At 66.3% G+C, this 13,812-nt stretch carries 15 protein-coding genes; 4 read left to right on the forward strand and 11 right to left on the reverse strand.

What is annotated here, in order from left to right; all coding sequences use genetic code 11:
• The first annotated feature begins 322 nt into the window (after nucleotides 1–322).
• From E3O23_RS00485 to E3O23_RS00495, 3 genes are all read left to right on the forward strand, one after another.
• Nucleotides 323–1,222: a formylglycine-generating enzyme family protein gene (locus E3O23_RS00485; protein WP_174776571.1), complete on the forward strand. Its 900-nt coding sequence runs from the start codon at nucleotides 323–325 to the stop codon at nucleotides 1,220–1,222.
• Between the two features lie 268 nt (nucleotides 1,223–1,490).
• Nucleotides 1,491–1,868, forward strand: a complete 378-nt coding sequence (locus E3O23_RS00490; RefSeq protein ID WP_134486713.1) for a YidH family protein — start codon at nucleotides 1,491–1,493, stop codon at nucleotides 1,866–1,868.
• A complete protein-coding gene (locus E3O23_RS00495; RefSeq protein ID WP_134486716.1) occupies nucleotides 1,865–2,221 on the forward strand; it encodes a DUF202 domain-containing protein in 357 nt (118 codons plus the stop codon). The genes E3O23_RS00490 and E3O23_RS00495 overlap by 4 nt, the downstream gene beginning before the upstream one ends.
• 216 nt (nucleotides 2,222–2,437) lie before the next feature.
• Here E3O23_RS00495 and E3O23_RS18785 read toward each other — a convergent pair whose 3' ends face one another.
• On the reverse strand, nucleotides 2,438–3,082 hold the full coding sequence (locus E3O23_RS18785; protein ID WP_420897627.1) for a hypothetical protein: 645 nt from the start codon (nucleotides 3,080–3,082) through the stop codon (nucleotides 2,438–2,440).
• A gap of 70 nt (nucleotides 3,083–3,152) precedes the next feature.
• Between E3O23_RS18785 and E3O23_RS00505 the strand changes: the two genes are divergently transcribed.
• On the forward strand, nucleotides 3,153–3,500 hold the full coding sequence (locus tag E3O23_RS00505) for a hypothetical protein (RefSeq protein ID WP_134486718.1): 348 nt from the start codon (nucleotides 3,153–3,155) through the stop codon (nucleotides 3,498–3,500).
• Here E3O23_RS00505 and E3O23_RS00510 read toward each other — a convergent pair.
• From E3O23_RS00510 to E3O23_RS00555, 10 genes are all read right to left on the reverse strand, one after another.
• The gene (locus tag E3O23_RS00510; protein ID WP_166790349.1) at nucleotides 3,461–4,444 is read right to left on the reverse strand and encodes a Gfo/Idh/MocA family protein; all 984 of its coding nucleotides are present in this window, start codon (nucleotides 4,442–4,444) and stop codon (nucleotides 3,461–3,463) included. The genes E3O23_RS00505 and E3O23_RS00510 overlap by 40 nt on opposite strands.
• Nucleotides 4,441–5,577 carry an aminotransferase class V-fold PLP-dependent enzyme gene (locus E3O23_RS00515; protein WP_134486721.1) on the reverse strand — a complete coding sequence of 379 codons (1,137 nt, stop codon included), beginning with the start codon at nucleotides 5,575–5,577 and terminating at the stop codon, nucleotides 4,441–4,443. The genes E3O23_RS00510 and E3O23_RS00515 overlap by 4 nt, the downstream gene beginning before the upstream one ends.
• 13 nt (nucleotides 5,578–5,590) lie before the next feature.
• On the reverse strand, nucleotides 5,591–6,616 hold the full coding sequence (locus tag E3O23_RS00520) for an oligopeptide/dipeptide ABC transporter ATP-binding protein (protein WP_166790350.1): 1,026 nt from the start codon (nucleotides 6,614–6,616) through the stop codon (nucleotides 5,591–5,593).
• The gene (locus E3O23_RS00525) at nucleotides 6,613–7,632 is read right to left on the reverse strand and encodes an ABC transporter ATP-binding protein (RefSeq protein WP_134486724.1); all 1,020 of its coding nucleotides are present in this window, start codon (nucleotides 7,630–7,632) and stop codon (nucleotides 6,613–6,615) included. The genes E3O23_RS00520 and E3O23_RS00525 overlap by 4 nt, the downstream gene beginning before the upstream one ends.
• A gap of 1 nt (nucleotide 7,633) precedes the next feature.
• Complete coding sequence (locus E3O23_RS00530; protein ID WP_134486726.1) at nucleotides 7,634–8,554, reverse strand: ABC transporter permease; 921 nt, start codon at nucleotides 8,552–8,554, stop codon at nucleotides 7,634–7,636.
• Nucleotides 8,551–9,492 (reverse strand): ABC transporter permease, encoded by a 942-nt coding sequence (locus E3O23_RS00535; protein ID WP_134486728.1) that lies wholly within the window; start codon nucleotides 9,490–9,492, stop codon nucleotides 8,551–8,553. Before E3O23_RS00535 ends, E3O23_RS00530 begins: the two co-directional genes overlap by 4 nt.
• An 87-nt stretch (nucleotides 9,493–9,579) precedes the next feature.
• Nucleotides 9,580–11,181 (reverse strand): ABC transporter substrate-binding protein, encoded by a 1,602-nt coding sequence (locus E3O23_RS00540; protein ID WP_134486731.1) that lies wholly within the window; start codon nucleotides 11,179–11,181, stop codon nucleotides 9,580–9,582.
• On the reverse strand, nucleotides 11,178–12,290 hold the full coding sequence (locus E3O23_RS00545; protein WP_134486734.1) for a D-cysteine desulfhydrase family protein: 1,113 nt from the start codon (nucleotides 12,288–12,290) through the stop codon (nucleotides 11,178–11,180). Before E3O23_RS00545 ends, E3O23_RS00540 begins: the two co-directional genes overlap by 4 nt.
• Entirely contained in the window at nucleotides 12,287–12,757 is a 471-nt protein-coding gene (locus tag E3O23_RS00550; RefSeq protein WP_134486737.1) for a RidA family protein, read from the reverse strand. The genes E3O23_RS00545 and E3O23_RS00550 overlap by 4 nt, the downstream gene beginning before the upstream one ends.
• Nucleotides 12,754–13,725, reverse strand: coding sequence for a 5-dehydro-4-deoxyglucarate dehydratase (locus E3O23_RS00555; protein ID WP_198415096.1), 972 nt, complete (start codon nucleotides 13,723–13,725; stop codon nucleotides 12,754–12,756). Before E3O23_RS00555 ends, E3O23_RS00550 begins: the two co-directional genes overlap by 4 nt.
• Nucleotides 13,726–13,812: the final 87 nt, after the last annotated feature.

A 13,812-nucleotide genomic window follows, 5' to 3' on the forward strand; every position in this document is an offset into this window, starting at 1 on the left:
CGTATTCGCAGCACCATCGAGATTGATGACCAAGGTCCTCCGACCGCAGGGAGCTCGCGGTGCCGGCTGCTTCCCACTAGACGAGGCGCGCGGTCGCCTCGGGAAGGGCCAGCTCCCCTCGCTCTGCGCCCGCACGGCTCGTCTCTGGCACGTGAGCGCGCATCCGACCGTGGGTGCAGGTACCGTGGTATTCATGTCACACGTTGATGAACGGCTGAGCGGACCGGCGGCGGCCAGCCGGTCGAATGCTCCCGACCTGCGTCGTTCTGCCGACGAGGCCGATCACGCCCATTCGTGCTGCGCTCCGAGCCGAGCACCTGATATGCGAATGACGCGGAGTGCGACAGTTCGTGGAGTAGACGGTAGCGGCACCCATTGCATCGAGCAGGCGGCGCTTCAGGGCGGGCGGTTTCTGATGGGTGACTCGACGGGCGACGGGAACCGGCCCGACGGGGAGACGCCGGTGCATCAGGTCGAAGTCGCACCTTTTTCGATCGATGTCACCAGCGTGACGAACGCCGATTTCGCACGTTTCGTCGATGCGACCGGTTACGTCACGGAAGCGGAGAGCTTCGGATTCTCCGCCGTCTTCCACCTCGCGGTCGAGGCACTGCGGGACGAGATCATGGGTCCGGCTACCGGGGTACCTTGGTGGTACGGGGTTCGTGGAGCAGATTGGCGACATCCGGGCGGATCCGAATCGTCTGTCGATGGCCTGGATGATCATCCTGCCGTGCATGTCAGTTGGAACGACGCTGTCGCTTACTGCGACTGGGCGGCAAGACGCCTGCCCACTGAGGCAGAGTGGGAATTCGCCTCGCGAGGTGGTCTCGACGGCGCGCGGTATCCCTGGGGTGAGGACTTGATGGCGCCGCATTGGCGCGTCAATATCTTCCAAGGTGAGTTTCCCAACCGGAACACGTCAGAGGACGGCTGGTCGACGACGGCACCGGTCCGTTCCTATGAACCGAATGGGTACGGTTTATGGCAGACGGTTGGCAACGTCTGGGAGTGGTGCGCTGACTGGTTCGACGCCAGCTACTATCTCCGATCACCATTAACCTCCCCGACCGGTCCCAGCGAGGGAGCGTCACGTGTCATGCGTGGGGGCTCCTACCTGTGCCACTCGTCGTACTGCAATCGCTACCGCAACTCCGCAAGATCATCGAATACTCCGGACTCCTCGATGGGCAACGCCGGATTCCGAACCGTCGGAATTTAGCACAAAGGCACGGCCCGAGGATAGTGGCACCGTCACCCGATGGCGCAGACCGAGCAATCAGCTGCCAGAACCTCCATCAGCTGATTTTGGCGCCAGTCAGGACCGGCTAGACGGTTCTTTAGAGACCTCACTGCTGCGCTGCCACGCGATAGAGTCGACAGCATGATGAATATCGCCAGATCGTGATCATGCTGACTGCTCGGGGTGCGGTGGCACCGGTAGTCCTTTTCGTTTGCAAATTCGCCCGCTGCACTGTCTACGGCACGCTTTGACCGTACCCGATCGCGAAACGCGCAGATTCCCGCGCCGCGTTTACGACGTCGGCACTGAACCGGACGCCCGGTTCACCCTCGCCAACGAACGCACCTTCCTCGCTTGGATCCGTACCTCCCTAGCCCTGATCGCTGGAGGCATCGCGCTGGAGGCTTTCGCCCTCCCGATCTCACCGGGCCTCAGACTGGGAGCATCGCTCCTCCTGATAGCCCTCGGGGTGCTCGCGCCTCTCCAGGCTTGGTTCGGCTGGATGAACGTCGAGCGGGCTCTCCGACTGGAACGTCCCCTTCCCATGCCGAGCCTCGCGGGACCCATCGGGATCGGGGTGGCCATCGCGGGGCTCCTTCTCGGAATCGGCCTGCTGATTTCGTGAGCGGCACCCTCGACCGACCATTCGATGTCGGTCTCCAAGCCGAACGGACAGCGCTGTCCTGGCAACGCACCACACTGTCCTCTGCCGTAGGGTTTCTTGTCGCCGCGCGCCTGCTGGTCGTCGATTTCGGCATCCTGAGTATTCTCGTAGCCGCGACCGGACTTCTCATCACGGCGATGCTGTTCGTGATTGGCCACCGCCGTTATCGCTCCGCGCACGCGATCCTGGTCGGATCCTCTGGCAAGCGCGTGGCCCTGACCAGCGCGGTGCCGCTCTTCGCATGGGCGGTCGTCGTATTCAGCCTTGCGGTGTTCGGGTTGGCCTTCACGATCCTCATCGAGCTGGCTGGCTAAACATTCTCACGGGTCACCAGTCTGGAGCCGACATTGTGTGGCAAGACGCGAGCCGCCGCGCAGGATGATTGCTCCGTGGAAGGCAGGCTGCATTGCTCAGCTCCTTAGCAATTCTGGGCGAGTTCCAATTCTCGGTCGCCGGTCCCAGCACAACGGGCCGTAGTCGGCCTTCGTAAACTTCAACCCCGTTCGCTGTTTCACCACCGCACGAACGGGTCACCATGAATACGGAATATCGCGGAGCCAACGAAGCTTCGTCGTGGTGAAGGAGGCGACGGGAACGGACCCGGTTCGTCGAACCAATGCCTCTGTTCCGAACTGGGCCACAAGGTCGAGGGTTGCTTGCGCGGCCCCAGTGTCGTTCCAGAGCAGGGCAGGTCGCCCGACGCGGGACAACTGCGCCAAACGCAACAAACAGGAAGACGCCGAGGCCGCACAGAAGAGACATGGGTGATTGTGTTTCTCCGTCGCGAGGGCAAGCTGTGTAACGACCTTGGGCGGCCAGACGAGGCCACCCGAGCCTTCGCTCGCGCCGACGAGATAATCGACCGCTACCCAGCCGCCGATCCCGACCTCGTGTTCTGAGCGCCAACCGCCGTTCAAGTCAGCGCCCTCGGCATTTCGACCAGAACTCACATGACGCAAGTAGCGCGGGCGGCGCTTCTCGCCGAGGCCGCGCAAGACCGCGCGCCCGATCACTAGGTCGTCCGTCGCTGTACCCATCAATGCTCGTCCGTGCCGCTGGCACGGCGTCCCGTGGGGTGCACCAACGGCGCGCTCGGCATCGCGGTCATCATCGAGAACAAGCTCGATGCCGCCGTCTACAACCCCTTCGAGTCGTACGCCCGACATGCGTTCCACGACTACCCCACGACACTGTCCGGTCGTGCTCGCTCATACTCTCCGGTCAGCAGCCACCGCAGGCGCCGCGATGCCACTGTGGACGTCGGTCACGCTCACCTACGACAGCCTCTTCGACGGCGTGGGTGTAGAGCTGAAGATTCTAAGTCAGGGAGCCGATCCGCGGAGCATTGATCTTCTGAGCCAATTCATTGAGAACACGAGCGAGCGCAGAACACGGATGGATGCAGTCGCGGGGAGCGCAACCCTCGACGCCTTCTGGGGTGCGTTGCGCGGTAAGGAGGATTCGTTCGTTGAGTTCTTCCGTGCCCTCGACCGCGTAAACCAGATATTGATGCGTCGCGCTGAGCGGCGGGGGCAGCATCGTTCCAGCCGTGCTCAAGTAGCTAAGGGCTCAGTCCCGAGCCGTTCCGGCTGACCGGTCGACACGGAGGCTTCAGCTGCGGCGAGGGCCGCGAGACTGCGCAGCACGCTGCTGCCCGAGGATTCGAGGGCGTGCTCTCCGCGGATCGCCCCGACGAAGGATCGCAGCTGCGCGTCGAAGCCCTCGTCCATCATCTGCTGATCGGCGCGCTCGATCACTACCTCACCGTCAACGGTGACCCGGCGGTAGCAGTCGAACTGCAGGGTGGCGTTCTCGCCGATGAGGACGATGTCGTGCACCGGGAACCGCGAGGTGAATGACATGGCAATCGCCGATCGAAACCCGGACCGGAACCTGGCTTGCAACGTGAAGTCGTCGATGACACCGAACTCGCTCACCACCGAGGAGCCGGAGCACAGAACCTGATCGACGTCGTCGTCGAGCAGGTGGCAGAGAATGTCGAGGGAGTGCGAGCCCCAGTGCGACACGAGAAATTGCGGCAGGTCCTTCCACCACGGAAACTGGTCGCGCCGAAACGTCAGTCGGCGTTCGACCGACTGCACGGGCGAGCCGAGCCGGCCAGCCTCGATGAACTGCTTCGCGAAACTGAACATGGGCATGAACCGCAGCACCTGGCCGCTCATGAGCTGCAGGCCGGAAGTCTCGGCGACGCCGATCATCGCGGCCGCCTCGGCCACGTCCACCGCGAACGGCTTCTCGACGAGCGCGTGCTGTCCCGCCTCCAGGGCCGCGATTGCGTGGTTGTGGTGGAGGGTCGTGGGGCTGCACACGATGACGGCCTCGACGCCGAGAGCGCCGATCGCGCGGCGGATATCGGTGGTGTGCAGCGGGGCGCCGTACGCGCGCGCGAAGTGCTCTGCGGTCGCGGCATCCCGGTCGGCGACGGCGACGAGCCTCGCGTGCGGCGAGCGCGCGATCGCCTGGGCGTGGGAGTGGGCGATGCGGCCGGCACCGAGGATCGCGATGCCGATGGTCACGAGAGTCCTCCGGGGAAGGCGGCGAGCTGCTCGAGGGCCGTGTCGATGTCGGCCTGGGTGTTGTAGGCGTGCGGGGCGAGGCGCACGCGTCCGTCCCGTGCCCACACCGTCGTGTCGAGGCTATCGAGATAGCTTGCGATCTCGGTTTCCCGAGCGCTCTCGAACGATACGATCGAGCCGCGGGTGGTCACGTCATCCGGGCACAGTACGGGCACGCTGAGATGGTGCAGGCCGTCGCGCAGCCTGCCCACGAGGGCCTGGTTGTGGTGCTCGATCTCGGCGATGCCGATCTCGTTCATGTGTGTGAGGGCGCTCTCTAGCACGCTGATGCCGAGCAGGTTAGGCATGCCCTCCTCGTAGCGTCGGGCGTCCTCGTACAGCTCGAAGTGGCGCACGTCGGGCGGGAACAGCTCCGAAACGCTGCGATAACCCGCATAGGGTGGACGGCTGTGCTGGGCCACCCGCGGGGCGACGTAGAGCGCGGCGAGGCCGTGGGCCCCCAGCATCCATTTGAAGGTGGCTGCGCACAGGAAGTCGGCACCGTCGGGCGCGACAGTGACGGCACCGACCGCCTGCACCGCGTCGACGAACACGAGCGCGCCGTGCGCGTGGGCCGCGGCGGCGATCGCGCCGATGTCCATGCGCTGGCCGGTCTTGTAGCTCACCAGGCTCACGACCACGAGCCGCGTACTGTCGTCGATCGCCGCGGCGATGTCGCTCTCGTGCACCGCGCCGTCCCGGTACGGTACGAGCGTGGTGGTCACGCCCTCGCGCTGGAGCAGGGCCGCCGAGAAGAACGCGCTGGGAAACTCGGCGTCGCCCAGCACGATGCTGTCACCCGGATCCCACTCGATGGACTTGATCGCAGCGTCGAGGCCGCGCGAGGTGCTCGCCACGAAGGCGATGTCACCCGCTGCGGCGCCGAGGAGCCCCGCGAAGAGGCCGCGCGCCCGCTCCTCGATCTCGCCAAGCGCTGCACGGCCGCGCGAGCCGCGGGACTTCGCCTCGGCGTAGCGCTCGATCGCGCTGGCGTGGGACCTCAGGAAGAGCCCCTCGGCGGCCGAGTTCAGGTAGACGCCGCTCGGGCGCTCCCGTAGCGCGTCGAGCACGCGCCCGGCGAGTTCGTCCGTCATCGGGGGACCATCATCAGGAAACCTGGGCGAGGCGCGCCTGCTCGGGCACGTCCTCGGCGAAGTGACAAGCGGCGAGGTGTGCCTCGTCGGGCGCGGGGCCGTCGAGCAGCGGGCGCGCGCGTGGCTGCGTCGTGACGCACTCCTCGGGGTTGCCGAGCTGCTGGCGCAGCCAGCACCGGGGGGCGAAGATGCAGCCCTCGGCGGGGGGCTCGGAGGCCGCGAGCTCGCTGCTGACCCAGGGACGCTCGGAGCGCTCCTCCGGGTCTCCATTGGGCGCCGCGGAGATGAGCATGCGCGTGTACGGGTGCGAGGACTCGTTCATGATCGTGTCGCGATCGCCCACCTCCACGAGCCGCCCCATGTACATCACGGCGATGCGGTCGCAAAAGAAGTTCACGACGCGCAGGTCGTGGGTGACCATGATGACGGTCAGGCCCAGGGTCTTCTTGAGCGTGTTCAGCAGGTTGAGCACCTGGGCCTGGATCGACACGTCGAGCGCCGACACGGGTTCGTCGGCGACGAGCACCGACGGATTCACCGAGAGCGCCCGCGCGAGCACGATGCGCTGGCGCTGGCCGCCGCTGAACTCGTGCGGGTAGCGGTCGAGCATCGACTCGTGCAGGCCCACGAGGCCGAGCAGGTCCTTCATGGCGGTATCACGCTCGCCCGACGACATTCGCCGGTGCGCGTACCCGTCCGAGAGGGTGTCGCGGATGCTGCGGAAGGGGTTGAGCGAGGCGAACGGGTTCTGGAACACCATCTGCACCCCCTGCCGGAACGACCGGCGTTGCGCGCGCTTCATCCCCACGACGGCACGGCCCTCGAACACGATCTCGCCTTCGGTGGGAGTGTCGAATCCGACGAGCAGGCGGCCGAGGGTAGTCTTGCCCGACCCGCTCTCGCCGACTATGCCGAAACCCTCGCCGCGCCGGATCACGAGCGAGACCTCGGAGAGCGCCGGGCGCACGCTGCGCCGACGGCCGCGCGCGAAGTCCTTCGTGACGTTGTGCACGGAATAGAGAGGCGCTTCCTCGGTCATCCGGCCACCTCCTCTGTCAGGGCCGGCTGCTGCAGCTCGGCGAAGTGGCATGCGGCCCAGTGCGGTTGAGACTCGTCGACGTGCGGGTCGTCGGTCATGCAGATCTCCGGATGATCCAGAGCCTCCCCCAACGGACACCGCGGGTGGAAGCGGCAGCCCGTCGGCCAGTCCTCCGGCCTCGGCGGCTGGCCGGACAGGGTATCGAGTTCGGCCAGCGGTTCGCCCGCGAGCGGCAGCAGACCGCTGAGGAGCGCCTTAGTGTACGGGTGGGCGGGCTGCCGGAACACCTCGCGCACAGTCCCAGACTCCACGATGCGTCCCGCGTACATCACCATCACGCGGTCGCAGATCTCGGCGACCGTCGCCAGGTCGTGGGTGACGAAGACGATGCTCGTGCCGCGGGTGTCGCAGATCTCGCGCAGCAGGGAGAGGATCTGCGCCTGCACCGTCACGTCGAGCGCGGTCGTCGGCTCGTCGGCGATGATCACCTGCGGTCCGAGCACGAGGCCCTCGGCGATCGCGACGCGCTGCTGCATGCCGCCGCTCAGCTCGTGCGGGAAGCGGCGTAGGTTCTGGTCGACGTTCGGGAGCCGCACCTCGCGCAGCATGGTCGCCGCACGGGTCATGCGCTCGGCGCGGCTCGAGCGGTCGCCGTGGTCGCGGATGACCTCCTCGATCTGCTCGCCGATCGTTGTCACAGGGTTCATGGTCGCGAGGGCGTCCTGCACGATGAGGGAGATGCGGCTGCCGCGCACGGTGCGCATCTCCGCCTCGCTCAAGGCCGCGAGATCCTGCCCCTCGAGGCTTATCGAACCCGAGCTGATGCGGCCCGGCGACGGAACCATGCGCATGAGTGCGAGACCCAGCGTGCTCTTGCCCGAGGCCGACTCGCCGACGAGCCCGATGATCTCGCCGCGCCCGATCGTGAACGACACGTCGTCGACGGCGCGCACGGTTCCGTGCCGTCCCAGGAACTCGACGGTGAGGCCGGTGACCTTGAGGAGTGGTTCGGTCATGTCAGTTCTTCCGTCCTGAACGCGGGTCGACGATCTCACGCAGTCCGTCGCCGAGGAAGTTGACCCCGAGCACGGCCACCACGACGACGGATCCGGCACCCAGCGCGAGCCACGGCGCGTCGTAGAGGTATTGGCGGCCCTCGATGAGCAGCGAACCCCATGAGGGATTCGGGGGCTGCACTCCCAGGCCGAGGAATCCGAGGCTCGCCTCGTCGAGGATGCCCCAGGCCAGCGCCGTGGTGACCTGCACGATCAGGATCGGCAGCACACTGGGGAAGATGTCCTTGCCCATAATGGTGAGCGGACCCACGTCGAGACCGCGGGCGGCCTCCACATAGGAGCGGCTGCGCACCGAGATCACGACGCTGCGCACGATGCGTGCGAACTGCCACGTGTAGACGATCGCAAGGGCGACCGTGACCGACCGCGCAGAGGGACCAAGAAGTGCGACGATGCCGAGAGCGAAGACGAGTCCGGGGATCGCGAGCATAATGTCCACGATGCGGGTGGCGAGAAGGTCGAGCACGCCGCCTACGAAGCCCGCGACGAGGCCGATGACCGTTCCCGCGATCGCGGCGGCCGCGACGGCGCTCGCCGCGACGGTGAGCGAGACCTGCGCTCCCGCCATGATGCGGGAGAGGATATCGCGTCCGTAGACGTCCGTTCCCATCGGGTGGGCTAGGTCGGGGGGAGAAAAGGGTGCGCCCGTCTTGAACGCGGTCGGATCGTAGGGCGTCCAGAAAATGCTCACGACCGCGACGAGCACGACGATCGCGGTGAGGATGGCGCCGAGCAGTGCCCGGCGGTGTCCGACCACGGCCTGGAAGGTGATGGCCTTGGCCCCGCCGACGGGAACGGTCGTGATGCGCCTGCGGAGCTTGGGCTTCGCGGCGTTGATGGCGTCGAGCATGTTCGTGTTCATAGTCGCACCCTCGGGTCCAGCCAGGCGTGGAGCACTTCGACGCCCAGGTTAACGATCACATAGACGGCCGCGATGACGAGGATGAGCGACTGCACCACGAGGTAGTCGCGCTGGATGGCGCCCTCCACGAGCAGTCGGCCGATCCCGGGCCAGTTGAAGAGCTGCTCGATGATGACCTGGCCCCCGAGAAGGGTGCCGAGCTGCAGCCCCAGGATGACGAGCACGGGCACGATCGCGTTGCGCAGCAGGTATCGGTAAGTGATGGTGCGCGGCAGCAGACCTTTCATGCTGGCCTGGATGACGAACTGCTCCTGCTGCAGTTCGATCGTCGTCGCCCTCACCATGCGGGCAAGAAACGGCGAGAGGTGGATTCCGAGCGCGAAGGCCGGCATGAACGTCAGCTGCAGGCTCCTCGCGGGATTCTGGGTGAAGGGGATGTACCCGCCTGTGGGCAGCCAGTGCAGATTGACCGCGAGAACGAGGATGAGGAGCGTGCCGATCCAGAAGACAGGCATGGACAGCCCGAGCAGTGCGGCGGGCGAGAGCACCTTGTCGATCCAGGTGCCGCGGTGGCGGCCCGCGACGAATCCCGCGGGAAGTCCGATGAGAATCGTGAAGAAGAGGCTCATGAGGGTGAGCTGCACTGTGGCCGGGATGCGCGCGATGACGACGGGCGTGATCTTCTGGCCGGTCAGCAGCGAGACTCCGAGGTCGCCGCGGAAGAGGCCCGCGAGCCAGTCGGCGTACTGCTCGAGCAGGGGGCGGTCGAGGCCGCGGTCGGCCCGGATCTGGGCGATGAGCTCGGGGCTGCCGTTGGGTCCGAGCATTCCCGCGATGGGATCGCCCGGAACGGCGTGCACATAGAGGAACAGCAGCACCGAGAGCGCGAGCAGCAGGGGAATCACGATCAGTATGCGTCGTATGACGTACTGGAGCACCTAGGTTCCTTCGGCTAGCGGGGACGGGGGTGGGGACGAGGTGGCCGTACCGGGCGGGAGCTGTCCCGCCCGGTACGACCGGTGTGCTTACTGCGTCAGGGTCGCGTAGATCAGGCCCCGGTTGGATGCATCAGCCCGCGGGTAGTAGCCCTTCAGTCGCGGAGACGCTCCGATCACAGCGTATTGAGCGCCCGTGGTGATCATGGGCTGCTCGTCCAGGATGATGTCCTGCACCTGGCGGTAGAGATCTGCCGCCTCCGTGATGTCGGACGTGGCCTGGGCCTGCGCGATGAGCGCGTCGACCTCCTCGTTGCACCACTTGGCGATCAGGTTGGTGACCGAACCGTCGCAGGTGAGCGACTGCGCAAAGTAGGCGTCCTCCGTCGCGTAGTTGTTGCCCGCGTGGTACATCGTGAATTTATCGGCCGCGACATCGGTGTAGAAGCTGGCCGAGTCGTAGGCCTGCGGGGTCACGGCAACACCGAGCGGCTTGAGCGACTGCTGCAGTGTCTCCGTGTTGCAGCGAGCCTGCTGCCAGGTGCTCTCGTAGGGCACGTCGACCGCGAACTTCGTGCCGTCCGCGATGCCCCCGACGCCATTTGACTCGCGAACGCCGTCGGCACCCATGACCCAGCCAGCCTCGTCGAGCAGTTCGCCGGCCGTGGCCAGCGCCTCATCGGCCGGAACGTCGAAGCGCTGCGCACCCTCGGCGAACAGGGGGTTGCCCTCGTAGATCAGGTCGCCGTACGACACAGGGCCGACACCGCTCCAGCAGGCCTCGAGGCGGTCGGAGCGCGGCACCATGTACGCGACGGCTTGGCGCACGTTGACGTCGTTGAAGGGCTGCTGCGACTTGTCGAGACCCCACATCAGGATGCCGGGGCTCGGCGCCTCGAAGAACTGGATCGAGCCGGCCTTCTCCAGGCGCACCGCGTCAGCAGGAACCATGTTGTAGGTCATGTCCGCCGTGCCCGTCTCCAGCGTCGCGGCGTTCGCCGTGGTGTCCGTGCTGAAGGTGTACGTGATGGTCTGGAACTTGGGGAATCCCTTGTTCCAGTAGTTGGGGTTGGCCCGGAAGGTGGCGTGGCTCTTGGGAACCAGCTCCTTGAGCGTCCATGGCCCCGATGTGACCGTCGGTGACACGAAGTAGTCGGGGTCGGCCTCGACGGCCTTCTGCGAAAGGATCGCGGCGCTTCCAGTTGAGGCGAGAGCGTTGAGGAAGACGCGCGACGGTTCGGTCAGGGTCATCTGCAGCTCGGTGGGGCTCACGACCGTCATCGAGTCCATGACCGCGAGCGGCGCCTTGAGGGCGTCAGAGTCGGCGGCGCGCTGGATGGAGTACGCCGCGTCGTCTGCTGTGATGGCGGTGCCGTCGCTGAACTCGGCGTCCGACCGGATGACGAAGTCGTAGGTGAGGCCGTCGTCAGATACCGTCCACGATTCCGCAACCATCGGAATGAGGTTGTTGTCCTCGTCGTAGTCGATGAGCGTGTCGTACATGAGCTCGATCACACGCAGGGAGGACTGCGTGACCGCGGTTGCCGGGTCGAGACCCGACGATGGTTCTGTGGACACGATATTGAGGGTGGTGGGACCTCCGCCCTCCGAGGGATCGGTGGAACAGGCTCCGAGCAGCAGCGCTGAACTGACCGCGATCGCGAGCCCGACTGCCGCTTTCGTGTGATTCATTCTCTTGGTTCCTCTCTCGATTTCTTGGGGGTACCGCCGGATTCCGGAGGCTGGGTAATTCCTCTGTACGGGTGCGCGAGTTCATCGCTGTAGGCGAAGATCCCGGGCAGCCCGCCGGTATGCAGAAACACGACTGTCTCATCGGCAGTGAATCGACCGGCACGAGTGTGGGAGAGGAGAGCCGCGAAGGCTTTCCCGGTGTAGACGGGATCGAGGAGCACTCCCTCGACGCTCGCGAGGGTGCGGATCGCCTCGATGGTTGCGTCGTTGACCTGGCCGTAGCCGGGACCGACAAAGTCAGAGTCCGCCAGGATGTCGTCGAGCGTGACCCGGGACTCGAAACCCAGCGCCGACGCGGTTTGCCGCACGAGATCAAGCACGCCGCTCGGGGCGATGTAGGCCTCGTGGCTGTCCGACATCGGGCTGACGCCCACGACGCGCGTAGGCAGGCCGAGCAGTTCGCAGCCGACGAGCAGCCCGGCCTGAGTACTGCCCTGCGAGGCCGTGTAGATCCAGTCCAGCGTGCGCCCTTCGGGAAGTTGCTCGACGATCTCGAACACCGCATCGACGTAGGCGACCGCGGCGAGTGCGAGCGCGTCATCCGACCCCATGCCGGTCACGTAGGGCGTGCGGCCCTCGGCGCGCAGCCGCGTCACGAGGGCCGCCTTGGCCTCTATCGTGCTCTGCTCGGCGGCGATAGGGATGATCGTGGCTCCGAGCAGGTGGTCGAGCAGGTAGTTCCCCTGCAGGGGGCTGCTCATGGCGTCGAGCTTGGGCAGCAGGAAGGTCTCGAGGCCGAGCTTGGCGCCCGCCGCGGCGAGCTGGCGCGAGTGGTTGGACTGCGAGGCGGAGCCCTGCACGAGGCAGTCGGCGCCCGCGGCGATCGCCGATCCGAGCACGTACTCGTGCTGGCGCACCTTGTTGCCGCCGAAGGCGAGCCCGGTGCAGTCGTCCCGCTTGATGAGGATCGTGGGTCCGGCGAGGGCCTCCGTGAGGCGCGGGCAGGCATCGAGCGGTGTCGGCAGGGCGGCGAGTGAGACGTGCGGCAGTCGCGCGAGTGCGGCGCGCCCGGTGGCGATGCGGTCCTGGACCGCCTCGGTGGCATTCACTCCGCCGCGACCGTCCGCACGACGAGTTCGATCTCTACGGCCGAGTTACCGGGTAGCACTGCCACCCCGACAGCCGACCGCGCGTGCTCGCCCGCCTCACCCAGCACATCGGCGATGAGGGCGGATGCCGCGTCGATCACGGTCGCCTGCTCGAAGAACTCCGGCGTGCTGGCGACGAAGCCCGTGAGTTTGAGCACACTGCGCACGTTCTCGAGCCCGATGCCCGCCTCGATGGCAGAGAGCAGGTTGACGGCGCACAGCCGTGCGGCCGCCTTGCCCTCCTCGATGCCGAACTCTGCGCCCAGCCGGCCCGCGTAACGCACGACCGAGTCGCTCATGGCCGTCTTGCCCGAGAAGTAGAGGATGTCACCCGCCCGCGTGAACGGAACGTAGCGGTACCGCGGCGGCCGCTGCACTTGCAGCGTCACTCCGTTGTCGGCGAGTTTCGTCGCGATGGCGGGATTCACAGTGACGCCCCCACGAGCGCGAGCCCGCGCGTGACGATGGCCTCGAGGTCGGCCAGATCGGCGCCGACGGGGTCGAGTAGGGGTGCCCGCACGGGTCCGACTTGGTCGCCGCGTAGACGGGCGGCGGTCTTGATGAGCGAGACGGCGTAGCCCGCCTGGCGGTCGCGCAGCTCGACGAAGGGCGAGTAGAACTCGCGCAGCAGCAGGTCGATGGTCGCGTCATCGCTGGCCTGGTTGGCGGCGAAGAAGGCGGAGGCGATCTCGGGTGCGAAGCTGTGCACAGCGGAGGAGTATGCGCTCACTCCGATGCTCGAGTAGGGGCGAGCCTGCATCTCGGCGGTGAGGGCGCCATTGAAGTAGAGGAACTCGGGTGCCGTCGCGAGCTTGAGCTGCTGCAACTGGCCGAAGTCGCTGCGCCCGTCTTTGAGCCCGATGACGGTGGGGATAGCCGAGATCGCCCGGATCGAAGGCACGGAGTACGACACGAGTCCGCGCTGGTACACGATGAGGGGCAGTTCCGTGCGACCTGCGATGGCCTCGATCTGGCGAACGAGCCCGAGCTGGGTACCGTGCACGAGGTAGTGGGGCATGACCAGGGCGCCGTCGGCACCGGCTTCGTCCGCGATGCGCGCGAAGCGCACGGCCTGCGCCCAGCCGTAGCCGACGCCCGCGAGAATAGGAGTCTTTCCCCCGGCCTCCTCGACCGCGACGGCAATGAGTTGGGCGTACTCGTCTTCGGACAACGCGGGGAACTCGCCGGTCCCGCAGCAGACGAAGAGGGCACTCGCACCCGCGCTGATATGGCGTCGCAGATGCCCGCGGAACGCCTCGACATCAATGTCGGCGCCGTCGACGGTGAAGGGGCTGAGGGGGAAGGCGAGCACTCCGGCACCCATGCGCTCCTTTAGAACCTCCGCCATGCGCTCTGCGCGGTGGATGGTCGCCTCGAGATCGGTCGTGAGTTGCACTATGTTGTCTCCATGTGTAGACGCTGTGTACTGTACAAGACGGAGGCTACATGATTAGATAAGTTGAAGTAAAGAGTTATTGCGGAT

Source organism: Cryobacterium tagatosivorans (genome assembly GCF_004402215.1).
GTDB lineage: Bacteria > Actinomycetota > Actinomycetes > Actinomycetales > Microbacteriaceae > Cryobacterium > Cryobacterium tagatosivorans.

Excerpts from the sequence above, each read along its gene's own strand:
- E3O23_RS00485 (WP_174776571.1), top strand. The coding sequence starts at position 323 with ATGCGAATGACGCGGAGTGCGACAGTTCGTGGAGTAGACGGTAGCGGC.
- E3O23_RS00505 (WP_134486718.1), top strand. The coding sequence starts at position 3,153 with ATGCCACTGTGGACGTCGGTCACGCTCACCTACGACAGCCTCTTCGAC.
- E3O23_RS00515 (WP_134486721.1), bottom strand. The coding sequence starts at position 5,577 with ATGACGGACGAACTCGCCGGGCGCGTGCTCGACGCGCTACGGGAGCGC.
- E3O23_RS00520 (WP_166790350.1), bottom strand. The coding sequence starts at position 6,616 with ATGACCGAGGAAGCGCCTCTCTATTCCGTGCACAACGTCACGAAGGAC.
- E3O23_RS00525 (WP_134486724.1), bottom strand. The coding sequence starts at position 7,632 with ATGACCGAACCACTCCTCAAGGTCACCGGCCTCACCGTCGAGTTCCTG.
- E3O23_RS00530 (WP_134486726.1), bottom strand. The coding sequence starts at position 8,554 with ATGAACACGAACATGCTCGACGCCATCAACGCCGCGAAGCCCAAGCTC.
- E3O23_RS00540 (WP_134486731.1), bottom strand. The coding sequence starts at position 11,181 with ATGAATCACACGAAAGCGGCAGTCGGGCTCGCGATCGCGGTCAGTTCA.